24 protein-coding genes are annotated in these 26,918 nt (G+C 58.4%); 21 read left to right on the top strand and 3 right to left on the bottom strand.

Annotated features, from left to right (window positions below):
- Positions 1–393: 393 nt before the first annotated feature.
- From cobD to K1558_RS27265, 12 genes are all read left to right on the top strand, one after another.
- Complete coding sequence (cobD, locus tag K1558_RS27320) at positions 394–1,485, top strand: threonine-phosphate decarboxylase CobD (RefSeq protein WP_238655130.1); 1,092 nt, start codon at positions 394–396, stop codon at positions 1,483–1,485.
- A gap of 75 nt (positions 1,486–1,560) precedes the next feature.
- The gene (locus K1558_RS27315) at positions 1,561–2,517 is read left to right on the top strand and encodes an adenosylcobinamide amidohydrolase (RefSeq protein ID WP_238655129.1); all 957 of its coding nucleotides are present in this window, start codon (positions 1,561–1,563) and stop codon (positions 2,515–2,517) included.
- A gap of 40 nt (positions 2,518–2,557) precedes the next feature.
- Positions 2,558–3,523 carry an adenosylcobinamide-phosphate synthase CbiB gene (gene cbiB / locus K1558_RS27310; protein ID WP_238655128.1) on the top strand — a complete coding sequence of 322 codons (966 nt, stop codon included), beginning with the start codon at positions 2,558–2,560 and terminating at the stop codon, positions 3,521–3,523.
- Positions 3,524–3,645: 122 nt separating this feature from the next.
- Complete coding sequence (locus tag K1558_RS27305; protein ID WP_238655127.1) at positions 3,646–4,380, top strand: histidine phosphatase family protein; 735 nt, start codon at positions 3,646–3,648, stop codon at positions 4,378–4,380.
- A gap of 381 nt (positions 4,381–4,761) precedes the next feature.
- Entirely contained in the window at positions 4,762–6,222 is a 1,461-nt protein-coding gene (locus K1558_RS27300; protein ID WP_238655126.1) for an aminotransferase-like domain-containing protein, read from the top strand.
- 9 nt (positions 6,223–6,231) lie between these two features.
- Positions 6,232–7,185 carry a D-alanine--D-alanine ligase gene (locus K1558_RS27295; protein WP_238655125.1) on the top strand — a complete coding sequence of 318 codons (954 nt, stop codon included), beginning with the start codon at positions 6,232–6,234 and terminating at the stop codon, positions 7,183–7,185.
- On the top strand, positions 7,185–8,402 hold the full coding sequence (locus K1558_RS27290; protein WP_238655124.1) for a pyridoxal phosphate-dependent aminotransferase: 1,218 nt from the start codon (positions 7,185–7,187) through the stop codon (positions 8,400–8,402). Before K1558_RS27295 ends, K1558_RS27290 begins: the two co-directional genes overlap by 1 nt.
- Before the next feature lie 926 nt (positions 8,403–9,328).
- Positions 9,329–10,390 (top strand): nicotinate-nucleotide--dimethylbenzimidazole phosphoribosyltransferase, encoded by a 1,062-nt coding sequence (gene cobT / locus K1558_RS27285; protein WP_238655123.1) that lies wholly within the window; start codon positions 9,329–9,331, stop codon positions 10,388–10,390.
- The gene (gene cobU / locus K1558_RS27280; protein ID WP_238655122.1) at positions 10,387–10,944 is read left to right on the top strand and encodes a bifunctional adenosylcobinamide kinase/adenosylcobinamide-phosphate guanylyltransferase; all 558 of its coding nucleotides are present in this window, start codon (positions 10,387–10,389) and stop codon (positions 10,942–10,944) included. Before cobT ends, cobU begins: the two co-directional genes overlap by 4 nt.
- Positions 10,941–11,753: an adenosylcobinamide-GDP ribazoletransferase gene (gene cobS, locus K1558_RS27275; RefSeq protein WP_238655135.1), complete on the top strand. Its 813-nt coding sequence runs from the start codon at positions 10,941–10,943 to the stop codon at positions 11,751–11,753. The genes cobU and cobS overlap by 4 nt, the downstream gene beginning before the upstream one ends.
- 130 nt (positions 11,754–11,883) lie before the next feature.
- On the top strand, positions 11,884–13,506 hold the full coding sequence (locus tag K1558_RS27270; protein ID WP_238655121.1) for a cobyric acid synthase: 1,623 nt from the start codon (positions 11,884–11,886) through the stop codon (positions 13,504–13,506).
- Positions 13,507–13,833, top strand: a complete 327-nt coding sequence (locus tag K1558_RS27265) for a YnfA family protein (RefSeq protein WP_238655120.1) — start codon at positions 13,507–13,509, stop codon at positions 13,831–13,833.
- Positions 13,834–13,937: 104 nt separating this feature from the next.
- Here K1558_RS27265 and K1558_RS27260 read toward each other — a convergent pair whose 3' ends face one another.
- Positions 13,938–15,626, bottom strand: a complete 1,689-nt coding sequence (locus K1558_RS27260; protein ID WP_238655119.1) for a methyl-accepting chemotaxis protein — start codon at positions 15,624–15,626, stop codon at positions 13,938–13,940.
- A gap of 314 nt (positions 15,627–15,940) precedes the next feature.
- Here K1558_RS27260 and K1558_RS27255 point away from each other — a divergent pair, with 314 nt between their 5' ends.
- A complete protein-coding gene (locus K1558_RS27255; RefSeq protein ID WP_238655118.1) occupies positions 15,941–16,666 on the top strand; it encodes a queuosine precursor transporter in 726 nt (241 codons plus the stop codon).
- Between the two features lie 71 nt (positions 16,667–16,737).
- Here the strand turns inward: K1558_RS27255 and K1558_RS27250 are convergent, their stop codons facing one another.
- Complete coding sequence (locus tag K1558_RS27250) at positions 16,738–17,832, bottom strand: M24 family metallopeptidase (RefSeq protein WP_238655117.1); 1,095 nt, start codon at positions 17,830–17,832, stop codon at positions 16,738–16,740.
- Positions 17,833–18,021: 189 nt separating this feature from the next.
- Between K1558_RS27250 and K1558_RS27245 the strand changes: the two genes are divergently transcribed.
- The 3 genes from K1558_RS27245 (at position 18,022) to K1558_RS27235 (ending at position 20,792) form a co-directional block, all read left to right on the top strand.
- On the top strand, positions 18,022–19,227 hold the full coding sequence (locus K1558_RS27245; protein WP_238655116.1) for a PQQ-dependent sugar dehydrogenase: 1,206 nt from the start codon (positions 18,022–18,024) through the stop codon (positions 19,225–19,227).
- Between the two features lie 129 nt (positions 19,228–19,356).
- Positions 19,357–20,205, top strand: a complete 849-nt coding sequence (locus K1558_RS27240; protein ID WP_338019739.1) for an SDR family oxidoreductase — start codon at positions 19,357–19,359, stop codon at positions 20,203–20,205.
- An 83-nt stretch (positions 20,206–20,288) separates the two neighbouring features.
- Entirely contained in the window at positions 20,289–20,792 is a 504-nt protein-coding gene (locus K1558_RS27235) for a GNAT family N-acetyltransferase (RefSeq protein WP_238655115.1), read from the top strand.
- 15 nt (positions 20,793–20,807) lie between these two features.
- On the opposite strand, the gene K1558_RS27230 is transcribed toward K1558_RS27235, so the two are convergent.
- Positions 20,808–21,161: a winged helix-turn-helix transcriptional regulator gene (locus K1558_RS27230; RefSeq protein WP_238655114.1), complete on the bottom strand. Its 354-nt coding sequence runs from the start codon at positions 21,159–21,161 to the stop codon at positions 20,808–20,810.
- 90 nt (positions 21,162–21,251) lie between these two features.
- Between K1558_RS27230 and K1558_RS27225 the strand changes: the two genes are divergently transcribed.
- The 5 genes from K1558_RS27225 (at position 21,252) to K1558_RS27205 (ending at position 26,901) form a co-directional block, all read left to right on the top strand.
- Positions 21,252–21,512 carry a YqkE family protein gene (locus K1558_RS27225; protein WP_238655113.1) on the top strand — a complete coding sequence of 87 codons (261 nt, stop codon included), beginning with the start codon at positions 21,252–21,254 and terminating at the stop codon, positions 21,510–21,512.
- Between the two features lie 381 nt (positions 21,513–21,893).
- Positions 21,894–23,342, top strand: coding sequence for an RtcB family protein (locus K1558_RS27220; RefSeq protein WP_238655112.1), 1,449 nt, complete (start codon positions 21,894–21,896; stop codon positions 23,340–23,342).
- Between the two features lie 2 nt (positions 23,343–23,344).
- The gene (locus tag K1558_RS27215) at positions 23,345–24,631 is read left to right on the top strand and encodes an ATP-binding protein (protein ID WP_238655111.1); all 1,287 of its coding nucleotides are present in this window, start codon (positions 23,345–23,347) and stop codon (positions 24,629–24,631) included.
- A gap of 571 nt (positions 24,632–25,202) precedes the next feature.
- Positions 25,203–25,706, top strand: a complete 504-nt coding sequence (locus K1558_RS27210) for a sigma-70 family RNA polymerase sigma factor (RefSeq protein ID WP_238655110.1) — start codon at positions 25,203–25,205, stop codon at positions 25,704–25,706.
- Positions 25,699–26,901, top strand: a complete 1,203-nt coding sequence (locus K1558_RS27205; RefSeq protein WP_238655109.1) for an anti-sigma factor — start codon at positions 25,699–25,701, stop codon at positions 26,899–26,901. Before K1558_RS27210 ends, K1558_RS27205 begins: the two co-directional genes overlap by 8 nt.
- Positions 26,902–26,918: the final 17 nt, after the last annotated feature.

Below are 26,918 nucleotides of genomic sequence, written 5' to 3'. Positions count from 1 at the left end.
CGCACGTACGGATCTGTGAGGGGTAGGGGCACAATCCACGATGGAGAGGCCCCGCCTACTCGACCAGGTAGGGGGTACGCGCGGGGTTGTGCAGCAGGAGTTGAGTGATAATCATTGAAGATTTGCGTTCACCTGCAGATGCATAGGCGATATAGCATTGACGGATTTCCGGCAATCGGCCAATAATTGGGAGAACAGCGTTGGAGCTATGGATTAGTGAAGTGACACTTACATAAAAGTTAATTACCTGATGGAGCATTGATAGACTATGAATAATGTGGACTGGGAGGAAATAGAGGGTGAGGAATATGGACAGGGAGGATATGTATGATGAGGGAATATGGACACGGCGGATATATATGATGAAGGAATATGGACACGGAGGATATAGGTATGCTTGAAAAATACGGGCACGGCGGTGATCTGCTGACCGCAGCCGAGTTATACGGGAACAGCGGCGGCGAATTCCTTGACTTCAGCGCCAATATTAATCCGCTGGGTCCGCCGCCGGGCGTGCTGGCGCTGCTCCGGGATGCGGCCTCCGCGATTACCGCATACCCCGATCCGGGCCACCGCAGGCTGAAGGCGCTGCTGGCGGAGGATCTGGGCCTCGGCACGGAGTGGATTACCGTGGCGAACGGGGCGGCCGAGTCGATGGCGCTGCTGCTGCTGGCAGTAGCCCCGCGCCGGGTGGGTATCGTCGAGCCGTGCTTTTCCGAGTACCGCCAGCTCGCGGAGCAGTTCGGTGCTGAGGTTCTGTCCGTTCAGGGGAACAGCCGGACCGATTACCGGGCTGCCGTGGACAGCATTTCCGGCCTGCTGGAGCAGGTGGATCTGCTGTTCCTCGGCCAGCCGAACAACCCGAACGGCGTCCAGTATCCGCTGGACGCGCTGCGGCAGCTCGCGCAGCAGGCGGAGGCCTGCGGGACGGTGCTGGCGGTGGATGAAGCGTTCATCGACTTCATCCCGGAGGCGGACCGGCAATCTCTGCTGCCGGAGCTGGGGGAGTATCGTCATACGGTGCTGGTGCGCTCGATGACGAAGTTCTTTGCCATTCCGGGGCTGCGGCTGGGCTTCACCGCCGCGCATCCGGCGCTTGCCGCGGCCATGACCGGCAAGCAGGTGACCTGGAGCGTGAACGGCCTGGCGCTGCTGGCCGGGGAAGCTTGCCTGCGCTGCGGCGGCGGCTACGGGCAGGAGACGCGTGCGCTGATCGCAGCCGAGCGGCAGCGGCTGCGGAAGGGCTTGCTTGAGCTCGGCTGCATGGTGCCGCCGGGCGAAGCGAACTTCCTGCTGCTGAGGCTGCCCGCTCCTTGGAGCGCGGCCGTTATGCAGCAGCAACTGGGTGCGGGCGGGATTCTCGTCCGCAGCTGTGCGATGTACCCCGGCCTTGAGCCGGGGCACATCCGTGTCGCGGTCAAAGGCCGCGCGGACAATGACCGCCTGCTGCGGCAGATGGGGGAGCTGCTGCGGGATGGGATGTGAACAAGCGAAGCGGCGGATCAGGCAGCGTGCACTCAGAGGCGTGCTGATTGGAGCGAACGGAGAGGAGCGAAGGATATGAAGGAAGTTCAGAGAGTGCAGGGAGTGCAGGAAGTGCAGGAAGTGCAGGAAGTGCAGGAAGTGCAGGAAGTGCAGGAAGTGCAGGTGAAGCTGCCCTTTAAGGTTGAAGGCGGGGAGAAGGCATACCACAGTAAAGTGTGGCCAGGGCTGGTGCTGGAGTGGCGGGAAGGTCATTTACTGCTGGAATTGCCGTCCGAAGCGGATAGTATATCGAGTGCGGTATATGGCGGAGGCGCGGGGCGGTTACAACGGGCGGTGAACCAATACGTGAGCCGGGACTATGAATGCAGCAATCCGGTCCAGGATATGCAGAATAAGCTGCTGGAGTGGGGCTACCCGCTGGAGGGCTCCGCCGGCCTGATGACTGCTGTTCCGCTGGAGCACGCCGCTGTCGCTGAGACGGATATAGGCTCGGCAGGGATTGTCTGCTGCGTGACAGCGGCTGCGGGCAATGCAGCCCGGGCCGGGTCGCAGCGCAGCGTACTGGCTGCCTACCGGCCGGGTACAATCAACATCATGCTCGGCATCGATGGCTGGCTGTCCCAGTCGGCCATGGTCAATGCTGTGATGACCGCAACGGAAGCGAAGGCGGCGGCGCTGGCCGATCTTGGCGTCAGGGATGCCGAGAATGGTCTGATTGCCACCGGAACCACCACGGATGCCATAGTACTTGCGGTGAGCGGAAGCCGCCGTTATGCTGCGGAGCATGTGTATGCCGGGACCGCGACCGATCTAGGGGGAGCGGTCGGGAGACTGGTGTACAGCGCGGTGACGGAAAGTCTGCGTTCGGTGAACGCAGCGAAATCTGTGAGCAGAGTGCAGGAGGAAGAATCGGAGGTTGCACAAGGGGGAGACGCGGAAGTGTCGCAGGCTGTGCACGGGGTAGAAGTGGGAGCGCTACAGGCACCATATTCTTCACTGCCCCCTGTCTCTCAGAGCGGCGGCCTGAAATGATGAACACGGACTGCTGTACAGGACGGCGGGGTGAGCCAAGTTGAGGCTTGCGATCATCCTGCTGGCTGCTTATCTTGTGGACCGGATCGTCGGCGATCCGCGCATCCTGCCCCATCCGGTTATTTATATCGGGAAGGCAATTACTGCGGTTGAGCGGCTGATCCGCCGCTTCGCCGGAGCCCCCCGCGCGCTGAAGCGGGCGGGAGTTCTCCTGCCGCTGCTGGTGGCGGGCGGCGCATGGGCACTGACCGCGCTGCTTGTCATGCTGCTCGCCCGGCTGTCTCCCTGGCTGGCCGGGATTGCTGAAGTCTGGATAATCTCGACTACCATCGCCTCCAAAGGCCTGAAGGACGCAGGTATGGCGGTATACGCCGAGCTGCGTAAGGGAGATATTCCGGCGGCCCGGCGGGCGCTCGGGATGATCGTCGGCCGCGATACAGGCCATCTGGACAGCCCGGAGATTGTGCGCGGAACGGTCGAGACGGTCGCGGAGAATATCGTTGATGCGATTATCTCGCCGCTGTTCTTCGCCCTGCTGGGCGGGGCACCGCTGGCTATGGCTTACCGTGCGGTGAACACGCTAGATTCCATGGTCGGCTACAAGAATGATAAATACCGCGACCTCGGCTGGGCATCAGCCCGCCTGGATGATGCCGCCAACTACATACCGGCGCGGTTGACCGCGCTGCTCTTAACCTTGTGTGCTGCACTTCTGCGGCTGGACTGGCGCAAATGCTGGTGCACTGTTCGCCGGGATGCCCATCTTCATCCCAGTCCGAACAGCGGCTACCCGGAATCAGCGGTGGCCGGAGCTCTTGGCATCCGGCTGGGCGGTGAGAATGTGTACCATGGAGTCGCCTCCTTCCGCGCGTACATGGGTGATCCGCTTCGGACGATGGAGCCGGAGGATATTATTGTAACCTCGCGGATGATGATGTGGTCCTCAGCTATATTTGTCTGCATCTGTGCAGCGGCTGCTTTGCTGTGGCATGGGATCGGGGGGTGAGCGGCATGGGGAATGTCCAAGCAGGGAGTTCGGGGGATTCTTCTCCAGCTGTACAGAAGAGGCAGGAAGCTCAGGAAGCACTGAAAGCTCAGAAAGTTCAGGAGGTTCAGGGAGCTCAAAAGGTGCAGAGTACACAACCGTCTTGGCTTCAGCCTGCGCAGCCGGAACTGGAGCTGGTGCTAGTCCGTCACGGCTATACACAGTGGAATCAGGAACGGCGTTATGTGGGGAGGACGGATGTACCGCTTGCACAGGGGGAGGCGGAACGGCTTGATAAGCTGCGGACACAGCCGCCGCTTACCGGGGAATTCTGCCGCGTCTATTGCAGCGACCTGCGCCGGTGCCGGGAGACCCTGACGGCCTTGATTCCGAACCTGGAGCCGAAGGCGCGCTATGATGCCCGGCTGCTGGAGATGGACTTCGGAGCGTGGGAAGGCTGCACGTATGATCAGCTCAAGGATAACCCGCTGTACCGGAGCTGGATTGACAACCCGGAGGCGGCAACACCGCCGGGAGGGGAGGCGTGGGCGCAATTCGCCGCCCGGGTTGATGATTTCTGGACGGAGCTTCAGCAGGAGGCAGAGGCATCGGTAGTAGCGGAAACGGCTTATCCGGCGGACCTCTCCACGGAAGCGTGTAGTCCAGAGGCCGCTCTGCTGAAGCCAAACGAACACCAGAACCCTGTAATATTCCGTGTTATGCTGGTAACCCATGGCGGCGTTATCCGGCAGCTGCTGGCGCAGATCGTCGAAGGTGTGACCTTTTATACCGCAGCAGCACCGGCTCCAGGTGAGGTTACGGTCCTGCGTCTGCGCAGAGAAAGAGGAAATTGGCGCATGGCAGAGAAGGAAGGCTAACGGGTGACTGATGGCGCAACCTCTGGCGGATGATGGTCCGCAGATGAACAGGCTATCACTAACGCAGATGCTGATGATTACGCGCAACCGCTGACGGGTGATTGCACTCTGTACATCAGATTAGTCTAAAAAACGCGCCAAAACTCATTCTGCTGTATTTCCTGCAACAGAATTTCATCAATTGGCCCGTTAACGGGTGAAATCCAAAATTCTAATGTACATAATGCAGCAGAACGCAAAAAGAAGCCAATATACGCTAATCTGAATGTACAAAATACAACAGAACCGACCCCAGAACCACACCCGGCAGAAAATCCCGGGGCTGTGGTTCTTTTTTTACGGCGGCGTCTGTGCCATGATAGCTATGGAGGCGATCACAGGATGTTCAAGGATTTCAAGCTCATTGCCGGACGTCCGGTCTATATCCAGGTGAAGGATTACATGAGGCATCTCATCATCAAAAGCGCGCTCCAGGGCGGCCAAAAGCTTCCCTCAACTCGTGAGCTCAGCAGCCTGCTGAAGGTCAGCCGGAATTCGGTGATCTCAGCCTATGAAGGGCTGGAGGATGACGGCTTCGCCTACACGGTACAGGGCCAGGGCAGTTATGTCTCCCCGGGAGCAGCGGCCCGCAGCAGCGAGGAAACCACGCCATGGACGATCAACTGGACAGAACGGCTCAGCGGCCAGGCGCTGCTTGCGGAGGAGCTGGACATTATGAAGCGGGGCATCCGCGCGGAGAAGGGCACGATTTCTTTTACCAGCATCGCCCCGGATGAACGTCTCTTCGAGCTGGATCAGGTCCGCAGAGCGTTTATGGAACGGATGGCCGTAGAGGGCAACGTTCTGCTGAACTATGGATATGCGAAGGGCTATAAACCATTAATAGACTATCTCAAACAATATATGGAGCATAAAGGCGTGGATCTGCACGGAAAAGACCTCCTGATCACGAACGGCTTCACGGAGGGCTTCGACCTGGTGCTGTCGGCTCTCGGCAAGCGGCACGGCGCGGTCCTTTGCGAGAATCCGACGCATCATACGGCAATCAAGAATCTGAAGCTGCACGGCTTCGGCATCCACGGCATCACGATGGAACGGGACGGCATCCACCTGGGCGAGCTGGAGCAGGCGCTCATGGAACGGGAATATGACTGTGCGTATCTCGTTCCTTCCTACCACAACCCCACCGGCATCGTCATGTCCCCCGAGAAAAGACACAGCCTCATGAAGCTGATGCAGCACTATGGCGTGCCGGTCATTGAGGACGGGTTCAACGAGGAGCTGCGTTATTCGGGCGCCCATGTGGCACCGCTCATCGCGGCGGGGGGCAGCGGGAATAGTGTGGTGTATCTTGGGAGCTTTTCCAAGGTGCTGTTCCCCGGACTGCGGGTCGGCTGGGTGCTGGCGGATCAGGAGCTGATCTATTATCTGGAGAGCGTCAAGCGGGCGCGGACGATTCATACCTCAACGCTCGACCAGTCGGTGCTGTATCAATATCTGCTGGGCGGCAATCTGGAGAAGTATCTCAAAAAAGCCCGGCTGGAATACAAACGCAAATACGAGCTGACCCTCGCCTGCTGCAAGGAGCATATTCCTTATGCCGCATTGTCGGGAGACGGCGGGCTGCATCTGTTTGTAACGTTCGCGGAAGGCTTCAACACAAGGGAATTACTGGCGGCGTGCCATGCGCAGGGGGTTATTTTTACGGCGGGAGAACTCTTCTTCACCGATGGTGCGGGGCAGAACACGCTCCGGCTGGGCTTCTCCAGGGTGGCGGATGAGGATATCGTCAAGGGCATTGCAATCATCGGCAAGACAGCACGGACATTAATGGGAGAATGAGGTGCGGATATGTTAAGAGTAGGTGTGATTATGGGCGGGGTATCGTCCGAATATGAGGTGTCGCTGAAGACCGGCAGAGAGATGCTGAAGGCGCTTGATCCGGCAAAATACACAGGAATCCCGGTACACATTACCTCGCGTAAAGAGCTGCTGGAAGGCACGGCGGGTCTGGACTTCGCACTACTCGCCCTTCATGGGGCCTATGGTGAGGATGGCACCGTGCAAGGCACCCTGGAGACGCTTGACATTCCCTATTCGGGGAGCAGGGTGCTCGCAAGCAGCCTGTGTATGGATAAGGCGTTATCCAAGACGGTTATCCGCAGCCGAGGAATCGCGACCCCCGACTGGGTGTGCTGGGACCGTGTCGATGAGTATGACCCGGATGCCGTAGCACGGCTGGGATATCCGGTGATGGTGAAGCCGAACAGCGGCGGATCAAGCATCGGGATGAGCAAGGTGAGAGGGCCGGAGGAGCTGCGGGCGGCGGTGGAAAAAGCTTTTGCCCATGCGGATGGAGGCGCAGTGCTGATTGAGTCCTATACGTCCGGTCAGGAGATCACTTGCTCCATTCTGGAGGGCGAGCTGCTGCCGGTCATTGGGATTCAGTCGCTGGGCGCAGACTGGTTCGATTACACTGCTAAGTATGAGCAGGGCGGGGCCGAGGAGCGGATTATCCGGCTGCCGGAGGCGGTGGAGGCCCGGGTGCGGGATGCGGCGTTGACTTGTTACCGGGCGCTGAAATGCGCTGTCTATGCAAGGGTGGATATGCTGCTGAAGGATGGCATTCCATATGTGCTGGAGGTTAACACGCTGCCCGGCATGACGGCTACCAGCTTGCTGCCGCAGAGTGCTCAGGCGGCTGGGATTTCTTTTGACCAATTGCTGGATAGGATTATTACCGGGTCGTTGCAGGTACAGCAACCACAACAGGTTCATTATGTAATGCAGGGAGGCGGCAGGTGATGAGCAGAATAAATTTCGGGCGGCTGCCATCCGGCAGCTCCTGGCAGGAAGAAGCAGTGACTCCGCGTTTACGGGAGATTCCGCCTTCGGGCATCCGCGCTTTTTTTGATCTGGCTGCGGGTAACAATGATATTATATCACTTGGCGTTGGGGAGCCGGACTTCGCTACGCCTAAGCAGGTGAGAGCCGCCTGTATCCGTGCGCTGGACCGGGGGGAGACGGGATATACCTCGAACAGCGGGCTGCCGGAGCTGCGGGAAGAGATTGCGGGCTATCTGGAGACGGGCTTCGGTCTGCGCTACGATCCTGCGAACGAGATTCTGGTCACGGTGGGCAGCAGTGAAGCGGTGGACTTAGCACTGCGGGCCTTCATTGCTCCGGGTGACGAGGTACTGATTCCTGATCCGGGTTATGTTGCCTATGCACCGATTGCCCATCTGAACGGCGGGACGCTGGCAGCGGTGGAGACGAAGGCGGAGGAAGGGTTCAAGCTGACCGCTGAAGCGCTGCGCCGGGCGATTACGCCGCGCTCCAAGCTGCTGATTGTGAATTTTCCAAGTAATCCGACCGGGGCTGTGATGACGTACGAGGACTGGCTGCCGGTGGCTGAGGTGGTGAAGGAGCATGGCTTAATCGTCATTTCCGATGAGATTTATGCCGAGCTAACCTATGACAGCAAGCATGTCAGCATCGCCTCCCTGCCCGGGATGATGGAGCGGACGGTAGTGATTAGCGGGTTTTCGAAGGCTTTTGCGATGACGGGCTGGCGGGTGGGTTATGCCTGCGGTAACCGCGGCCTGCTCTCGGCCATGCTGAAGATCCATCAGTACACCGCCATGTGCGCACCTCTGCCGGGGCAGATTGCTGCGGTTGAAGCGCTGCGCAGCGCACTCCCGGATAAAGACTATATGAAGGAACGCTTCCGGGAACGCCGGACCCTATTCGTGGAGGGACTGCGGGCGGCCGGACTGCCGTGCCATATGCCGCAGGGGGCATTCTATACCTTCGCCTCGATCAGCCGCACCGGCATGGGATCTGAGGAGTTCGCCCTGAGGCTGCTGAAGGAGGCTGGCGTTGCTGTCGTTCCGGGCCATGTGTTCGGGGCTGGCGGGGATGGCTATATCCGCTGCTCCTATGCGGCTTCTACGGCGAAGCTGACCGAAGCACTGGAGCGGCTGGACAGCTTCATGAAGGTGAAAAATCTAATTGTAAGTTGATTTCATATCCCCTATAATCCTAGCAGGAAGAAATAGGGAGATTATAGCAGCATTCCGGCCCGCCGCCGGATCAGGAAGCCCCCTTCTTCGAGTGGAGGGGGCTTTTGGGCATTATTGGGGGAAGGATGGGGGCCGGGGGAGTTGGCTGGGTGCTGGAAGTTGGAGGGCGGGGAGGCTGTTGAGAGGTAACCAGGTAATTGTGGCGGGACGTAGGCTGATGGGGAGAGAGCTCAGCAGGCGGGGGAGCAAAGAGAGGGAGAAGTCCCTTTGATGGTGGCGGAAAGTGGGCTGATGGGAGGCAAGAGAGGGAGAAATCCCCTTGATTGTGGAGGAAAGTAGGCTGGTGAGGGGAAATAGAGGGAGAAATCCCTTTGATGGTGGCGGAAAGTGGGCTAATGGGAGGAAGAGAGGGAGAAATCCCTTTGGTTGTGGTGGAAAGTAGACTGGTGAGGAAATGAGAGGGATTAGTCCCTTTGATCCTAAAGTGCTGTGGTGCACAAGTGCACCTGAATTCGGCGAAATGGGACTCAGCGGGCGGATGAGGGGTATTAGTGCACCCGATTTCGGCGAAATGAGGCTCGGCGGTCGGATGAGGGGTATTAGTGCACTTGAATTTGGCTAACTTGACCGACGACGCGCTTGCACCACTCCACTGCATCATCACACCTGCTGCACCCACCGCATCCACCTGAACTCCACCTCGCCTCCTTGCACACTTCATAACTTCCACAGCGGCACTTTAACTAATTTAGTCTACTCATACAGGTCTAGCCCTTGTGTTCGCTAATGGGCAGGATGGCCTGCAACGTTCGCAAATTTTGGCTTCAGTGACAGTTGAGCAGCGTTAACGTAACCAGAGCAGCAGACACAGATGTATTCTTGCAGCGGGAGTCTGCTTTCGCACTATCTAATAGGAGGCATTATTAATGATCTCAGCCATTCAAGAAGTAACTGGACGGATTGCTCCGCCTGACGAAAAAGCTACACTGCGCGCGGTTCTCCGCCTGAACAGCCTGACCAAGCCCCCAGGCAGCTTGGGGCGGCTGGAGGCGCTGGCTGTCCGGCTCGCCGGGATCTCCAAGGTGGAGCAGCCCTGTTACGGCAAGCGCACCGTCGTGGTGATGGCTGCGGACCATGGGGTCTGCTGTGAGGGCGTCAGTGCTTTTCCGCAGGAGGTTACGATGCAGATGGCGTATAATTTCCTGAACGGCGGCGCGGCTGTGAATGTGCTGGCCCGTCAGGGCGGCGCAGACGTACAGTTCGTGGATATCGGCATTCAGGGTGACATTGATCATCCGCAGCTGATTAACCGCAAGGTACGCCGGGGCACTGATAATATGGCGGCTGGCCCGGCCATGAGCCGCGAGGAAGCCATGCGCGCTATCCTGGTCGGGATGGAAACGGCCCGGGAAGCGGTGGAGAACGGAACGGAAATCCTGATTACTGGTGAGATGGGTATCGGCAATACTACGGCGAGTGCTGCCGTGTTATGCGCGCTTGAAGGAATCCCGGCAGAGGCGGCAGTCGGACGGGGGACCGGGATTGGTGATGAACAGCTTCTCCGCAAAATCTCAGTGGTTGAACGCGCGCTCCAAGTAAATGCCCCCGACCCCGCAGATCCGATTGATGTGCTCGCCAAGGTCGGAGGGCTGGAGATTGCCGGTCTGGCCGGCCTGATTCTCGGAGCAGCCTCGCTGCGGATTCCGGTCATTCTGGACGGCTTCATCTCCGGGGCGGCCGCCTTAATTGCGAAGGCCCTGGCCCCGGAATCAACTGCGTATATGATTGCCTCCCATGTATCCGGTGAGCAGGGCCATAAGCTGATGCTGGACCGCCTCGGCCTGGAGGCGCTGCTTGATATGGGCCTGCGTCTGGGTGAAGGGACAGGCGGGGCGCTGTGCCTGCATTTCATCGAAGCGGTCTGCCGGATCATGCGGGAGATGGCGACCTTCGAGAGTGCAGGCGTCGCGGGAGCGGAGAACATATGAGCATTCTTGTAACCGGCGGGGCACGCAGCGGCAAAAGCGGCTTCGCCGAGCGTCTGACTGCAAAGCTTGCTCCTGCCGGGCAGGCTGTCTATGTGGCGACCGGGCAAGCCTTCGATGAGGAGATGAAGGCGCGGATTGCCCTGCACCGTCAGCAGCGGGAGGCAGGGGCTTTTCGCTGGGAGACGCTAGAGGAACCGCTGGAGCTGGCGGCGCTGCTGGAACGGCTCTCCGGCAGCGGGCAGACTGTACTGGTGGACTGCCTGACGCTCTGGCTGTCGAACCGGCTGCTGGCGGTGGAGGAGCACAGTGACAGACAGCAACGGGCAGAGGCTGAGATTGCTGTGCTGGAGCGAAGTGTTGAGGGCTTCGAAGGGACACTTATTCTAGTGACCAATGAAGTGGGCGACAGCATTGTGCCGGAATATGCACTGGGCCGGCTGTACCGCGATCTGGCCGGGCGCATGAATGCGCGGCTCGCCGCCCGTTGCGGGCAGGTATTTCTGGTTACAGCCGGGATACCGGTGGAGCTGAAGAGCCGGGAGTATCTGCTGTGAGCGCGCGGAGGGAAGCTGCTGCCGCTTTTCAGTTCTTGTCCCGGTTTCCGGTCCGGACAAGCACGGATTTCTCTCCTGAGCTGATGCGGGCAAGCGTGGTCTATTATCCGCTGGTCGGCGCGGCCATCGGCCTGTGCGCCGCGATCGGCGCAGCAGCGGCCGCCTGGCTGCTGCCGCCTTGGCCTGCCGCTGTGATCACCCTCATCCTGTGGGTGGGGCTGACCGGCGGGCTGCATCTGGACGGCTGGATGGACAGCGCCGATGCGCTGCTCAGCTACCGCTCCAGGGAGCGGATGCTGGAGATTATGAAGGACAGCCGTGTCGGCGCTATGGGAGTGCTGGCCTGCGTGCTGCTCCTGCTGCTGAAGGCCGCGCTGCTGGCGGCATATCTCGAAGGCGGCAGCTTCAGCCTGCTGCCGCTGCTCCTGCTGCCGCCGGTCTGGGGCCGCTGGTACATGGTGCGGGCCATGGCCCGCTATCCGCTGGCCCGCGGCAGCGAGGGGTTGGCAGCCACCTTCGGCGGGCTGCCTGCCCGGCAGGAGCAGCGCGCGCTGCTATGCGCCGCGCTGCTGACGCTGGCCGCAGCCGCAGCGCCTCTGGCGCTTGGCGCGGGCAGCGGGGTCTGGCCGCAGCTGGCAGCAGCGGCCGTCCTGGCGCCGCTGGCGGCGGCCGCCTGCGGCACGCTCGCCGCGCGGCGGACCGTGAGCCGGCTCGGCGGGCTCACGGGCGACGTCTACGGCGCGCTGGGCGAGCTGCTCGAGACGGTGGTGCTGCTGGTGCTGGTGCTCATCCAGCACAACCTGCCTTAGCGGGCCGCGCAGCAATTCGGCAGCATGAGATAATCCGGCCAAATGTATACCTACACGCCGCACCGCACGGCGTCCAACACCTGCGCCGCCGCCAAGCGCCGGCTGCAGCAAGAAAGCGAGGAGGATCAACATGGAAGATACATACGCACGCCAAGCTGCCCCCCAAGCTGTCCCCCGGGCTGCCGCAGGCGCGGTGCTCATGATTCAGGGCACCGCCTCCGATGTCGGCAAGAGCCTGGTAACCGCCGCCATCGGGCGGATAATGACCCGGGACGGCTACCGGACCGCGCCGTTCAAATCGCAGAATATGGCGCTGAATTCCTATGTGACGGCGGACGGCCTGGAGATTGGCCGCGCCCAGGGGATGCAGGCGGAGGCCTTCGGCATTACCGCGACCAGCGACATGAATCCGATTCTGCTGAAGCCCTCCGGCGAGATGAGCGCACAGATTGTGGTGCACGGAGTGCCTCATGCCGCGCTCAGCGCGAGGGAATACCGGGAGAAGTTCCTCCCCGAGGCCAAGGACACCGTCATGGATGCCTTGGGCCGGCTGCGGGAGGCTTATGATATCGTGCTGATGGAAGGCGCGGGCAGCCCGGCGGAGATTAACCTCAAGTCCCGGGACATCGTCAATATGAATCTGGCGGGCTGGGCGGATGCTCCGGTGCTGCTGGTGGCGGATATTGACCGGGGCGGTGTGTTCGCCTTCATTGTCGGGACGCTGGAGCTGCTGGAGCCGCATGAGCGCGCCCGGGTCAAAGGCTTCATTATCAATAAATTCCGCGGGGATGTCTCCCTGCTGAAGCCTGGGCTGGATTGGCTGGAGGAGCGGACATGCATTCCGGTGCTGGGGGTGCTGCCGTTCCTGCCGCAGCTGCGCATTGAGGCGGAGGACTCGGTGGTGTTGGAGCGGACGTCAGGCCGGCAGCGCGAGGGGACAGAGAAGGCGATTGATATCGCTGTGATCCGTTACCCCCGAATCTCTAACTTCACCGACTTCGATCCGCTGGAGGATGAGCCGGATACAGCGGTACGTTACGTACAGTCCGCAGACGAGCTGGGAACCCCGGATGTGATCCTGCTGCCGGGCACGAAGAACACGGTGGCAGACCTGCAATATCTGCGGGAGCAAGGGTTCCCGACCGCAATCGAGCGTGCGCTGGAGCGGGGAACGCAACAGTTGGCCGGTATCTGCGGCGGGTATCAGATGCTGGGGCAGCGGCTGCTGGACCCCCATGCTGTCGAAAGTGCGGAGCCGGGAGAGACCGAAGGTCTCGGGTATCTGCCGCTCTCCACCTCGTTTCTGCAGCAGAAGACAACCGTGCGGGTCAGCGGCGGGCTGGCAGCAGACCATCCGCTGCGGCTAAACATTGCAGCTCCCGAAACAACGGAGGAGCCGTCTGTCACCGGGTATGAGATTCATATGGGAACAACCATGAATCACGACCCATCTTCCGTCCGCAGTCTGTTCACGCTTCAAGGACCAGACGGGCATGCGGTGCCGGAGGGCTGGGGCACACCGGACGGCCGCATCTGGGGCAGCTACCTGCACGGGCTGTTCCACAACGATGCGCTGCGACGGAGCTGGCTGGACGGCTTACGCACAGCCAAGGGACTGGAGCCGCTAACCGCCACCTTCTCAGCGGCAGCTCTGCGGGAGCAGGAATTCGACCGGCTGGCGGACGCTGTGCAGGCACATCTGGATATGGCTGCGGTCTACCGAATCATGGGCCTGCCTGCGGGAGGGGAATAGATGGTATCCGCAGTGCTGTTGTTCATTGTTGCCGGCCTGGCCGAGATCGGCGGAGGATATCTGGTCTGGCTCTGGCTGCGGGAATCGCGCCCGCTGTGGTACGGACTGGCGGGCTCCGTCATTCTGATTGCCTACGGGGTGATCCCGACGCTGCAGAAGTTTCCTTCCTTCGGCCGGGTGTATGCGGCATACGGCGGGGTGTTTATCGTGCTTGCCGTGCTGTGGGGCTGGCTGGTCGACCGGAAGACGCCGGACCTGTATGACTGGATCGGAGCAGGCATCTGCGTAATCGGGGTATCCGTCATTCTATGGGCGCCAAGACACTGATCAAGCCCATCCCGCAACAAAAAGCAGTTCCACAAGGCCGATATGCGCGGCCCCCGGAACTGCTTTTTATATGATCTGCTTTTTATACTGTTGACCTATTATCGCTAAATCTTAAACTGCGCAACTGCCTGCTGCAGCTTCACCGCTTGCTGGTACAGATGCTCGACCGTCTGGGCGTGGCCTTCCAGCTCTTCATGCTGGCGGGCGGAGTTGCCGGCCAGGGTATCGGCATTCTGCCGGGACTTGGCTGTAATCTGTGCAGTCTCCTCAACAGACGCGCTGACCTCTTCCGTACCGGCCGAGATCTGCTGGGTGGCAGCTGAAACGGACTGGATGCTGTGATTGATGCTCTGGATGAGAATCAGCAGATGATTGAAGGCATTGCCCGCCTCAACCACCTTGTTCACTCCGGAAGCGACCTCTGCGTTGACATGATTCATCTCGGTCACGGAGCGGTTCATGTCCTCCTGTAAGCTCAGCAGGAATTCGCGGATCTGCTCGTTGGATTCCTTGGACTGCTCGGACAGCTTGCGGACCTCCCCGGCCACGACAGCGAATCCCCGGCCATGCTCTCCGGCACGGGCCGCTTCAATGGAGGCGTTGAGCGACAGCATCTGGATCTGCTTCGTAATTTCGGTGATGCCCTGCACAACCTCTCCAATCATCAGCGAGCGTTCATTCATCAGCCGGAATTGCTCCAGCGACTGTTCAGACGCCTGTTCCACCTGGCGCATCTGCTCCACCGCCGTCTGGGCAATCTCATTGCCGCTCTGCGCTTCGGTAGAAGCTTCATTGATCTGCTCGGTCACTTCACCGGCGGCGGAGGCGATATGCTGGATGCCCATATTAATCTCATCCATGGCCCGCGAGTTATCCATCGCGCTGCTGGCAATCATCGCGCTGCCCTTGCCGATCTCCTCCACCGAGGCTGCGGAGTGTTCCGCCATCGTATTCAGCGTCTGGACACGCGTCTTCAGATCATTAGAATCGGCAACCACGGTGCCGGAGGTATCCAGCACATGTCCGATCATCTCCTTCAGCCGTTCGCTCATGATCCGGAAGCTCTCCGAGAGCTGGCCGACCTCGTCACTGCCTTTGATGGTGAGCGCTTCGGTGAAGTCCCCTTCGGCCAGCTTGTTGCTGTAGGCAGCCAGCTTACTGATCGGGCGGGTAATCCTGCGGCTCAGCAAGGCTGCGGCAGTAACGCCGACCACCAGGGCCAGCAGGGTAATGCCTGCGCTGGTCCACAGAATGCTGCTCATCTTATCTTTGATGAAGCCCATATCCGCGCTCGCAGCTACAATCATAGTCGTTCCGGGAACACCCACATAGGCGCTCTTATGTATACCGTGGCTATCTTCATAGAGGTCACTGAGCCCGGCTTTGCCTTGGGCAGCCTGTTCCATGGCGGGCGATACCTCTATGGCCTCATCCGGCTTCAGCTTGGCGCCATGGTCTGCGGTCAGGACAGTAGCCTGGCCATCCTTCAGATTGATGAGGAAGATCGTATCCACATCCAGCTTTTTACGCTTGTCCTCGAAATAGAATTCGACATTGGTCCGGGCCTGTTCATTCTTGTTCAGGGTCTGCTGCGCATTGGTGGCATTCAGGTTCTTATAGGCATCCTGGGCAGCGGCCTTCAGAGACTTGTCGATCTGCGGCATCACGTAGCTGTTAATGGTACCGATCGATATCACATAGAAGCTGATACTCAATGTAAGCGAAGTGAGTAATAATACGGCAAACAGCAACAGCGTAAACTTACGGCTTATTGATTTTTTGAAGCCTAACACGGCGATCTCTCCTTTTTTGCATACATCTCGGGGGAGTGCAATAGTAATTGATAACTATTCTATAGAATTAACCTCCGGTTGAATAGTGAAAAATTGCTATATCACGCATAATTTTCAGAAAAAAATGAATATTTAACGACCTGATCACCAATTTGCCAAAAAGAATGAACAAAAAGGTGCTTGATGCAAATTTAAAATTTTCATAGCATGTTAGCTTTAGATGTGATAGAGTAGTAAGGCTTTGTTTCAGCAAGCTGCAAGCCGCGGTTCGTAACCATCCCGCGTAACCAAAACTAGGAGGAATTCGAAGTATTATGTTTAACCTGTTATGGGGACTTTTATTTGTTGTCGTTAATTTTGGATTTTTTCTGCTGTGCTACCGGCTATTCGGCAAAAAAGGGCTCTATGCCTGGGTCGGAATGGCCACCGTGGTCGCCAATATCCAGGTCGCCAAGACGATTGCGATGCCGTTCGATATTGTCATGACGCTGGGCAATACGATGTATGTCACCCTGTATATGACCAGTGACCTGCTGAACGAGCGGTACGGCCGCAAAGAAGCACGGAGTGCGGTGTGGTTCGGCTTCTTCACCCTGCTGATGACGACCGTCATTATGCAGATGGTGCTTGTGTTTGAGCCGCAGGAGACGGATATTGCCCAATCCTCGCTGCAGACGATCTTCGGACTGATGCCGCGGCTTGCGCTGGGCAGCCTGACCGCTTACTTTATCAGCCAGTTCCTGGATGTAAGGCTGTATTCTTGGATACGCAAGTACTACGGAAGCTCACGGCAGCTATGGATCCGCTCGAACGGCAGCACGATGGTCAGCTCGTTTGTCGATACGCTGATCTTCTGTACGATTGCCTTTGCCGGGATGTATGATCTGAAGGTCTGGACCGAGATTCTGCTGACCACCTACGTATCGAAGTTCCTGCTCACAGCCGCCGGCACGCCGGTGCTGTATATCGGCCGTTCCTTCAAGTTTGCTGAAGAGGAGCACACGCCGTCACCCCAGGAGCCCGGAAACCGTATTGCCTGATCAAAAATAGACCCCCAGCTCCACCGGATCTCCGGTGATGCTGGGGGTTTCTTATGCTGTGTCTGTGTCTGCTACAGACTCAATACTGTCCATTCCTTGGGGAAGCTGGTCAGCGTCTGCGGGCCTTCGGCTGTTACCAGCACATCATCCTCAATGCGCACACCGCCCAGATTCGGGACATAGATTCCCGGCTCCACAGTGAACACATTGCCGTTCTCGATCACATCGGTGTTCAGTCCATGCAGTGAAGGATACTCATGGGTATCCATGCCCAGCCCGTGACCGACACGGTGCATGAAGTACTCCCCGTAGCCTGCGGCTTCAATCACATCACGTGCCGCCTTGTCGACAGAACCGAAGGTTGCTCCGGCCACAGCGGCGGCAATGCCCGCTTCGTTAGCGGCCAGCACGGTACTGTAGATGTCCCGCAGCTTGCTGTCCACTTCCCCTACGGCGAAGGTGCGGGTAATGTCGGAGGCGTAGCCGCCGGTGTATACGCCCATATCGAACATGAGCAGATCGCCCGGCTGAATCCGGCGTTCGCCCGGCACGCCATGCGGCAGCGCCGTCTTCGGCCCGGACAAGACCATGGTGTCGAAGGAGGGGCCGGATGCGCCAACCTTCTTCATCAGATATTCCAGCTCAGCTACCAGCTCGATCTCGCTGATCCCGGCCTTGACATGCGCCAGGCCGCGGCGGAGCACCTCCTCCACCTGCTCGGCAGCCTGCTTCATGATGGCCACTTCCTCGGGTGTCTTGACCGCGCGCATGGCCCGGAGCAGGTGGCCGATGTCCGTGTAGGAGCCTGCACCAACCGCTTCGGCAAGCTGCTCATACCGGCTGACCGAGAAGTGCTCCTTCTCGATACCGAAGCTGCCAATGCCAGTGTTGCCGAAGCGTGATTTCAGCAGCGCATAAGGGTTGTCCGTATCGCTGTGCGTTAGAATCGTCTGCACCGAGGAGGCGGCATGGGCCGCTTCAGCATCCAGCGCCGGAACGATCAGCACCGGCTCTTCGCCGCGGATCAGCAGCAGGCCGAGGAAGCGTTCATGCGGGTTGCTGGCGAAGCCGGTCAGATAATATACATGCTTGGGATCGGTGACGAGCAGGGCATCCAGGCGTTCGCCTGCCATGTTCTGCTCCAGTTTTTGCAGAGCCAAATTCATTTCGAGTGTTCCCCTTTCGTCTACACGCTTGAACAGCAATGTTCCCATTATAATTCATTAACATGGATGCTGCACCTCCAGTTGTCACTCCAGCCTCAGTCGTTTGAGCAAGAGATGCATAGGGTAATAGTTGCCACAATCGGGATTTTAACGAATAATTTTAATGAATACCTGAAGGAGGTTAGGGACATGGCGATAACAAAAAATAAGCTGCGCTCCGGTACCTGTATGCTGCGTGTAACAATGGTCTTGCTGATGACGTTGCTGTCAGCCTGCACTTCCGCTGGACAGGAGGATAAGCTGCAGGAGAATGGAGCGGAAGGCCGTCCGCCGGTTAACGCCCAGCCTGACGAAGCTCCGGGTGTATCCCCGGATTTTCCCTATACTGCTGAGACTGTAGCCAGGGGCCTTGAGGTACCCTGGGAGATGGCGTTTGCACTGGATGGACGGATTTTCTTTACCGAGCGTTCCGGCAGCCTGCGTGTTATAGAGAACGGCAAGCTGCGCGAGGCTCCGCTGCTGAAGCTCTCTGATTCTTTGGTCAGTGAGGGAGAAGGCGGTCTGTTGGGCCTTGCGCTTGATGCTGATTTTGAACAGAATGGTCAGGCTTATGTCTATCACACTTACCGAACCGAACAGGGCGAAACGGCGAACCGGGTGCTGCAGATTCAGATTGGAAGAGAAGCAGCAGAGATCAGCGGGGTTCTGCTGGATCATATACCGGGGGACACCAATCATAACGGCGGACGGATCAAGCTCGGGCCGGACGGGAATCTGTACATCACCACAGGTGACCGCTATGAGCCGGAGCTGGCGCAGGACAAGAATAGTCTGGGCGGCAAAATCCTGCGGATTACGCCCGGCGGCTCCATCCCCGAAGACAACCCGTGGCCCGGCTCGCCGGTCTACAGCATGGGGCACCGCAACGCCCAGGGGCTGGCCTGGCAGCCGGAGAGCGGGGCGCTCTACAGCTCCGAGCATGGCCAGTCCAGCCACGATGAGCTGGACCTCATTAAGGCCGGAGCCAATTATGGCTGGCCGCTGATCGAAGGTGATGAGACCGGAGTGGGTCAGCAGAAGCTGGTGACTCCACTGGTCCACAGCGGGAAGGAGACCTGGGCTCCGTCTGGAATGACCTTCATTACGCAGGGGCCTTGGGCCGGTGAGCTGCTGGTCGCGAATCTGGCCGGGCAGCAGCTCCTAAGGGTATCGCTGCCGCCAGCGGGCGGAACGCCTTCAATCACCAGTCTGTTCAAGGAAAAATACGGGCGAATCCGTAATGTAGCGGAAGGGCCGGATGGTACCCTGTACCTTATGACCAACAACCGTGACGGCAGAGGCGACCCGCAGGCGCAGGATGACCGGCTGATTGCGCTGCGTCCGGACTGGAAGTGATGAGTGGCGGTTTTTGGACTATGTTAACCCTCTGAAATGATGTAACATAACCTTAACTAGCATATACTTACTCGGATCAGGCCGGGCTGGTACAATTGCCGTTAGGGCCTATATGCAGGAGAGGGGAAGATGTCCATGCAAGGAAAAACGGTGCTGATTACCGGCGCCAACTCCGGGATGGGGCTGGCAACTACCGTGGAGATGGCCCGCCGGGGCGCGACGGTGATCATGGCCTGCCGCAGCCGTAGGCGGGGGGAAGAAGCTCTGGCTGAGGCGGTGCGGCAGAGCGGATCGGACAATATCCGGCTGATGCTGTGCGACCTCGCTTCGTTCGCAAGTATCCGTGCTTTTGCCGAGGGATTCAACGCTGAGTATCCTGTGCTTGATGTGCTGATCAATAACGCCGGAGTGATGGTCTTTCGGCGGGAGCTTACAGCAGACGGCTACGAGCTGGATCTTGGGGTCAATCATCTGGGCCATTTCCTGCTGACCATGCTGCTGCTGGACCGGCTTAAGGCAGCTGCGCAGGGGCGGCTTGTAGTTGTCGCTTCAGGAGCCTACAAGATCGGCAAGCTGTATCTGGACGATCATACTTTATCCCGCGGCTTCACTGCGGCGAAGGCTTATGGCCGTTCCAAGCTGGCGAATATTTTGTTTACCCGCGAGCTGGCGGAACGCTTGAAGGGGACCGGCGTCACGGTGAACTGTCTGCACCCGGGAGCAGTGGGGACGAGCATTGGCGTGAGCCGGGAGACAGGGTTCGGGCAGAGAATAATGAAGCTGGTGGCCCTCTTGTTCCAGACGTCAGAGCAGGGCGCGGATACAGCCATTTATCTGGCGGCGGCGCCGGAGCTGAACGAAGTAAGCGGCCAATATTATTACCGCCGTAAGATTAAGGAGCTAAGCCCGCGGGCAAAGGACCCGGAAGCGGCAGCACGGCTGTGGCAGTGGAGTCTGGAGCAGACCGGGCTTCAATAGATCCGCTGCTTGCAGAAACGGGGGCGGCATGGAGTATAATCATTGCAATGAACGCTTAGACCACTTATGGGAGGAACAACAGCATGGATTGGCAGCCTTACAACATAGAGGATGCTACAATAGAGGATTTGGGGGCGATCGTGGATATTTACAATTCGACGGTGGCCGGGCGGATGGTAACTGCGGATCTTGAGCCTGTGACCGTGGAGGACCGGGTGAGGTGGTTCCATGAGCATAACAGCCATCACCGGCCGCTCTGGGTGCTGCGGCAGGGCGGCGAGATTGCTGCCTGGTTCAGCTTCCAGTCCTTCTACGGGCGTCCGGCCTACAACGGAACAGCGGAGATCAGCGTCTATGTCAATGAGAAATTCCGCGGCAGCGGCGCCGGAAGTATTCTGCTGGCCAAAGCGGTGGAGGAATGTCCGCGCCTTGGCCTGCAGAATCTTGTCGGCTTCGTGTTCGGCCATAATGAGCCCAGTCTGGCTCTGCTGCGGAAGTTCGGCTTCCAGCAGTGGGGCTTGCTGCCCGGGGTTGCCGTATTAGATGGCACCCCGCGTGATCTGGTCATCATCGGCCGCAAGCTGTGAATATATAATAGGACCTTATTGAGGCTGCGGAGGAGCGCTGGAGACGGAACGGCATTCCTCTTCCGTGATCCAGGACTCCGACCAGACCTGCAGATCGCGGATGACGGATTCGAGTGCCCGGCCCTTGCCGGTCAGCGAATACTGAATCCGCACAGGCGTCTCCGGGAACACCTCGCGCAGCACAATGCCCTCCTGCTCCAGCTCCTTCAGCCGTTCAGATAACAGTCTGCCGCTGACCGGCAGCGCGGCCTCAATCTCGCCGAAACGCTGGGGGCCCTGTAGCAGCTGATAGATGATTAAGCCCGTCCAGCGTCTGCCGATAAGATCCATGCTTTTTTGTAACCTTGGACATAGCTCTGTGGATTTCATTAGGCTCACCCCTTACTTAACATTATAAACGGATTGCCTTGTAACTAAAACAAATTTGAAGGATTATAGCCGTATGAAAGGATGATTCCCATGGCTAAAAAGAAGAAGAATACCCCCGCTCCGCGCCCTGCGGCAACGGATGCTCCAACCACTCTGAAGGATATGCTGAGCGGCGAGGTGCTGGAGAAGCTGAAGGCGCAGTCCGATGCGCTGAAGGCCGAAGAACGGGACAAGAAGGAGGCTGCCCTGAAGGCAGCGGAGGACAAGCGGAAGGCGGAGCAGAAGCGGCTGGAGAACGATTTCGGCCATCTGCTGGAGAACAGCAATCAGGACTGGTCCAAATTTAAGTAAATTAAACTTTACCAGAATTAGGGTTGACAACCGGCAGCAATGCCATTTATTATTGGGTTTATCATTTAGCGAAGGGAGGCCGATGGGTCATGATTGGAATGAATGCTGCAAGAACACACCACAGTCACATCACAACCGCATATCAACGATCTGATCTCATCGCCTCTGTCCGGAAGACATAATCCGCGGTTCTGCCGCTATTGTCACAATTGGATACAGGTGTGCTTTGAACGTGCGCGTGCTTCATCGGGAAGCTGCGCACAGCACGCCGGGAGCCGTGGATCGGAATGGATCTGCGGCTCTTTTTGTTGTACACAGATACTTGGAAATATTGGTATTCAACAACCTACAAACGAAAACTGAGAGGAAATGAACCCATATATGAATAGCATGAACCAACAAGCGGAGGAGATGTCCCGCTATAAACATGAGGTGGCCCTTCCGGGCGGCGACCTCAAAATCTACGCCAGTGAGCAATTGTACGGCACACTGGATTATAAAGTCCTGGAGATGGCCAACAACAATCTGCAGATCCCCGGCATCGAATATATGAGCTATACCCCGGATGTGCATGTAGGCGTCGGAACCTGCATCGGCACCACGGCGGTCTGGGATGCAACCTCAGGTTATGTGTCCCCGTCCATTGTCGGCAGTGACATCGGCTGCGGAATGCGGGTGCATCTGACCAATCTGCATATGGATGATCTGCGCGAGGTGAAGCTGCGGCGGAAGCTGGTCCGCGCCATTGAGCGGTATCTGCCGATGGAGGCCCAGGAGCGCGGCCATTACAGCGATATCCGGCTGGAGAATGTGGTGCGCAAGGGACTGCACGGCCTGCCGAACAAATACGTCCCGGACAGCTACACCCCGAAGAAGTCCAGCGCGCTGTCCCATGTGGAGATCAGCCGGCTCGGCTTCGACGAGGAGATTCTGAATGAGCTGCCGGATATGGCCTGGCACCGGGGGCACCGTCAGCTGGGCACGCTTGGCGGCGGCAACCATTTCGTCGAGATCCAGGCGATTGAGATCGCGGAGGACCAGCGCGGGGTGGCTGAAGCCTGGGGGCTTCAGGACGGGCAGATTGCTGTGATGATCCACTCCGGCTCCCGGGCCTGGGGCGGGCTGGTCAACCAGTTCTGTACTCCAGCCTTCGCCAAGGTTATGGGCCAGCTGGGGCTGGGCAGCGCCGACCCGCGCCTGATTTTTGCGCCACTGGCGCATCCGCAGGCCCAGCGTTACGTCAATCTGATGTACTCAGCGCTGAATTATGCGGTGGTGAACCGCCATCTGATTGCTTACGGTGTCCGTGAAGGCTTCCGTGATGTCTTCGGTCCGAAGTGCGAGCTGCGTACCCTCTATGACCTGATGCACAATTATGCCTGGGAAGAGAAGACCTCTACAGGCAGTAAGTTTGTGCACCGCAAGGGGGCTACCCGGGCGCTGCCGGCGGAACATGCGGATAATCCGCGCGTGTATGCGGCGACCGGACATCCGGCGCTAATCCCCGGCTCGATGGGCACCGCGTCCTATATCATGGTCGGCCAGCCCGGCGGAGAAGAGAATTATTATTCCATCTGTCATGGTGCCGGTCGTATCCGCTCCCGCTCAGCCACGAAGAAGCTGGTCACGGTCCAGGAATTCTCGCGGTCGATGAAGGTGGGAACGAATGAGGAGATTGTGGTGAACCAGCGTTCCCTGGAATCTATCATTGACGAATCTCCCCAAGCCTATAAGAATGTAGATGAGATCATAGAAAGCGTTACGGGCGCCGGCCTGGCTGCTGTTGTGGCCAAGTGCAAGCCGCTCGCTGCGATAAAGGGGACGAAATAAGGATGGAGCAGGACAACAAGAAACCGGCTGTAATCTACGAATATGATGAGAACAATGCCGGAATTATCAAAGGCTATGATGTATACGCCCGTCTGGTGGACGGCATCCTTGAAGCCCTCTACGCCCGTTATGGGGTCAGGTATGAGCTGTATGCCAGCGATGACCCCAACAGTGAGTACTGGAAGCTGCTGGAGAACGATGTGCAGAGCGGGAATGCCGGGGTGGAGCATGTGGCGCGGATTTTTGACCGGCTGGAGGACCGGACCTTCGTGTTCGACGATGAGAAGGAGCAGCCGGAGTACCATATCCATCTGTCGGTCCGTAATAATGTGCTGGCTTATCCGGCGATGGGTATTGCCCTGGCCCGGGTTCCGGTATTTCAGGAGAACGGAATTAACTTCCAGGACTATGTGTTTGCCGCATCGGATGAGCAGCTGCAGCTCTTCCTCGGCAATGTGCGCAAGCGGCAGCGGGAGCAGAATATCAACAAGGTGACGGTGTTCACCGACCGGCGCAACGGCATTTTCCGTGAGGATGAGCCGATTACGCGTGCCGTCAAGCGGGATGAGGTCGTGATGGATGCTGCGATCAAAAAAGAAATCTACCGCTCGCTTGACCAGTTTTTTGACAGCGACCGCAGCTTCTACGTCACCTATGACATCCCGTACAAGCGGGGGATTCTGCTCTATGGGCATCCGGGAAACGGCAAGACCACACTGGTTAAATCGATTGCCGGGAGCGTGCCGGGACCTGTGCTCTATTGGCAGATTACCGAATATACGAGCAGCGAATCGGTGAATGAGGTGTTTGAGGCGGCCGCACGGCTTGCACCGATGGTGCTGGTGATCGAGGATATCGACTCCATGCCGCAGGAGGTCCGCTCCTTCTTCCTCAACACGCTGGACGGTGCCACCTCCAAGGAGGGTATCTTCCTGATCGGCACGACCAATTATCCGGACAAAATCGACCCGGGCCTCATGAACCGCGCCGGGCGCTTCGACCGGGCCTACGAGATCAAGATGCCGAGCGAAGCGCTGCGGCTCGAATATCTGAAGCTCCGCGGCTTCTCCACCTTCGCAGGGGAGGAAGGCACGGCCACGGCGGCGCGCCTGACCGGAGATTTCTCCCTGACCCAGCTCGGTGAGCTGTATGTCAGCGCCGCCCTGGAATGGCATGAGAGCGGTACGGCCGATGTGGAGGCTTTGGTGCGCGGGATGCGCGGCGAGCTGGACAAGGGCCGCAAGCGGGAGTGGATGAAGGATGCTTCCGCCAGCATCGGTTTTTATTGAATAAAATACGTGATAGCAGGCTGCCAGCGTGAATGAGGCTGGGGAATGATCGCCAGAGTTAGCATACAGGGGGCCGGGAGGCTCCCTTTGTGCTGGATTTGAGCTCCTCCGCCGTTGCTGGCTGTTGACCTTCGGTGTTTAACAAATTAGAGGTTTCGGGGTCATCTGGGAGTTATGCGGACACAGAGGACGTTATTTGGCGAAAAAGACGCCTTTTCTGCTCGTATCGGACTCAGGAGCCCCTATATTGTATTGTGGAGCGTAATCGGAGGCCGAAGAGGGGACTTAACGGCATCTGAGTCCGCCAGACATGCGAAATGCTGTGTTCCGGCCAAATAAGGGATCTCCAGTCCGCAACGGGAGTGGCGGGGTTCGCTCCCCCGCACCTCGCACCTCGCACATCGCCCCCTGCACCATCGCACCTCGGCCCATTTCACCCTAGCGGATCCCGCACCACCGCCCCCTCCGGGGAAGGACTTTGCTTACGAATTGAATAGATGATTTCAGGACAGTTGGTGCAAAAGTGTAACTTTTCGCGGACTCATACGTGGATGGAGTAAGGGGGAAGGAGATGGAGAAGAATTCGCTGGATGAACTATATGAGCTGTACGTGGCTGATATCTACCGCTATCTGCGCTCCCTCTGCCAGGACCATCATGCGGCTGAAGATTTGATGCAGGAGACCTTTTACCGGGCCTATCTGTATCTGGAGGATTGCAACGAGGAGCGGATCAAGCCGTGGCTGTTCCGGGTGGCCTATAACGCCTTCATTGATTATACGCGCAAGGAGAAGCGGAGTGTGGCGAAGGAAGGCGCTTATTTCAGCAGCCTGCCCCACCCCGAGACAACGGAGGGCACCCTGCTGCGGCAGGAACGCTGGGAGGAAGTGGTTCAGGCGCTCAGCCGGCTGCCGGAAGGGCAGCGTCATGCGCTGCTGCTGCATGATGTGCACGGGCTGAGCTATAAGGAAGCCGCTGACATTATGGAGGTGGGCTTGTCCCAATACAAGATACTCGTATTCCGCGCCAGGCAGAAGCTGCGTGAGGCGGATCGGAGGAGGAATGAGCATGAGTGAGGAATTCAAAGAGAAGCTGCGCCGGTACAGTGAGGGCACCCTGCCGGAGGCAGAGCGTGAGGAGGTTGAGAGCGAGCTTGTGAAGCTTGAGGCCTATCAGTTGTATCTGGAGGAGCAGATGGAACGTGAGGATCAGGCAGACGGACGGTGGACCCGGCCGGACCGGACGGAGGACGCGGGTGCAGGACCACAGAAGAAGAACAGGAAGAAGAACGAGAAGCGGATTATCCGCCGGGGCAAATGGAGAGCACGGATCACTAACACCTGGACGGTATTGTCGGCGATCCTGATCTTTACGGTGATCAGCAGCATCATTACAACAGCCTTCTATAGTACCGGCGACCGCATGGATACCTACCGTGATGTGGTGTCATCAACGATTGCCGTTACCCGCCCTAACACCACGGTGCATCTGTCAGCGGATGTGCGTTATTTTTTCAGGATGGAGTTATCCGGGAATCTGCTGAAGCAGGTGGGCAGCGAGAGTATTCAGGTCGGGAATTATACTCAGAAATTTCTTCTGGGACTGGCCAATATTGGTGAGTTTAATTGGATGGATGAGCGGAACGGGTCTGGAAAAGTGTTTTATTATCCGCCTGCGGAGGGGACTGCCGGGGGAGGGGATGACAATGATCAGTGGAAGAGGCTTGCGAAGCTGCCCGAAGGTACGGTTGCCGAGGCGTATCTGTCACTGGACCATCTGTATACGACCGATGAGCTGCTGAAGCAGCTGGAGCCGCTGAATCTTCAGCCGGTCTGGTTCGGGGCGGATGCCGGACCTTCGACGAGGGAGAACGATGTGGTCGTACACCCGCTTGGCTTTCCCTATTATCCTATCTGGCATAAGGATGATATGAAGAAATCTGCGGTCACCAAGGAAAAAACAGGCTGGTTCAGCTCCGTATCCACCTACAGCAGCGTGTCGCCTTCCGTTGAGGCATACGGGAGCGGTGAACTGCGTGATGCGAACTTCATCAAGACGCTTAGACTGCTGCAGGAGCATCCAAGGCTTACCCGGTCAGCGGCATACATCGATCAGTTAGACACCTCTGTGGCTTATCTGGAGCAGAACGGGGTGAAGCTCTACGGTGCCGTAGTCACCGGACCAGTTAAGGAGCTGCTGAAGCTGCGCGAAGCTTCGTGGGTCCGCCATTTGCAGGTAGGCGAAGTGCGCCTGTGGAACTGGCAGAAGTAAGGATTGTAATATAAAGG

Source organism: Paenibacillus piscarius (assembly GCF_022234545.1).
GTDB lineage: Bacteria > Bacillota > Bacilli > Paenibacillales > Paenibacillaceae > Paenibacillus_AQ > Paenibacillus_AQ piscarius.
The sequence above is the reverse complement of the archived record's forward strand: the minus strand, read 5'-3'. Positions and strand labels throughout refer to the sequence as shown.

What these genes read in the sequence shown, in the direction of transcription:
- cobD (WP_238655130.1), top strand. Translation starts at nt 394, where the DNA reads ATGCTTGAAAAATACGGGCACGGCGGTGATCTGCTGACCGCAGCCGAG.
- K1558_RS27315 (WP_238655129.1), top strand. Translation starts at nt 1,561, where the DNA reads ATGAAGGAAGTTCAGAGAGTGCAGGGAGTGCAGGAAGTGCAGGAAGTG.
- K1558_RS27300 (WP_238655126.1), top strand. Translation starts at nt 4,762, where the DNA reads ATGTTCAAGGATTTCAAGCTCATTGCCGGACGTCCGGTCTATATCCAG.
- K1558_RS27295 (WP_238655125.1), top strand. Translation starts at nt 6,232, where the DNA reads ATGTTAAGAGTAGGTGTGATTATGGGCGGGGTATCGTCCGAATATGAG.
- K1558_RS27290 (WP_238655124.1), top strand. Translation starts at nt 7,185, where the DNA reads ATGAGCAGAATAAATTTCGGGCGGCTGCCATCCGGCAGCTCCTGGCAG.
- cobT (WP_238655123.1), top strand. Translation starts at nt 9,329, where the DNA reads ATGATCTCAGCCATTCAAGAAGTAACTGGACGGATTGCTCCGCCTGAC.
- cobU (WP_238655122.1), top strand. Translation starts at nt 10,387, where the DNA reads ATGAGCATTCTTGTAACCGGCGGGGCACGCAGCGGCAAAAGCGGCTTC.
- K1558_RS27270 (WP_238655121.1), top strand. Translation starts at nt 11,884, where the DNA reads ATGGAAGATACATACGCACGCCAAGCTGCCCCCCAAGCTGTCCCCCGG.
- K1558_RS27265 (WP_238655120.1), top strand. Translation starts at nt 13,507, where the DNA reads ATGGTATCCGCAGTGCTGTTGTTCATTGTTGCCGGCCTGGCCGAGATC.
- K1558_RS27255 (WP_238655118.1), top strand. Translation starts at nt 15,941, where the DNA reads ATGTTTAACCTGTTATGGGGACTTTTATTTGTTGTCGTTAATTTTGGA.
- K1558_RS27250 (WP_238655117.1), bottom strand. Translation starts at nt 17,832, where the DNA reads ATGAATTTGGCTCTGCAAAAACTGGAGCAGAACATGGCAGGCGAACGC.
- K1558_RS27245 (WP_238655116.1), top strand. Translation starts at nt 18,022, where the DNA reads ATGGCGATAACAAAAAATAAGCTGCGCTCCGGTACCTGTATGCTGCGT.
- K1558_RS27240 (WP_338019739.1), top strand. Translation starts at nt 19,357, where the DNA reads ATGTCCATGCAAGGAAAAACGGTGCTGATTACCGGCGCCAACTCCGGG.
- K1558_RS27235 (WP_238655115.1), top strand. Translation starts at nt 20,289, where the DNA reads ATGGATTGGCAGCCTTACAACATAGAGGATGCTACAATAGAGGATTTG.
- K1558_RS27230 (WP_238655114.1), bottom strand. Translation starts at nt 21,161, where the DNA reads ATGAAATCCACAGAGCTATGTCCAAGGTTACAAAAAAGCATGGATCTT.
- K1558_RS27225 (WP_238655113.1), top strand. Translation starts at nt 21,252, where the DNA reads ATGGCTAAAAAGAAGAAGAATACCCCCGCTCCGCGCCCTGCGGCAACG.
- K1558_RS27220 (WP_238655112.1), top strand. Translation starts at nt 21,894, where the DNA reads ATGAATAGCATGAACCAACAAGCGGAGGAGATGTCCCGCTATAAACAT.
- K1558_RS27215 (WP_238655111.1), top strand. Translation starts at nt 23,345, where the DNA reads ATGGAGCAGGACAACAAGAAACCGGCTGTAATCTACGAATATGATGAG.
- K1558_RS27210 (WP_238655110.1), top strand. Translation starts at nt 25,203, where the DNA reads ATGGAGAAGAATTCGCTGGATGAACTATATGAGCTGTACGTGGCTGAT.
- K1558_RS27205 (WP_238655109.1), top strand. Translation starts at nt 25,699, where the DNA reads ATGAGTGAGGAATTCAAAGAGAAGCTGCGCCGGTACAGTGAGGGCACC.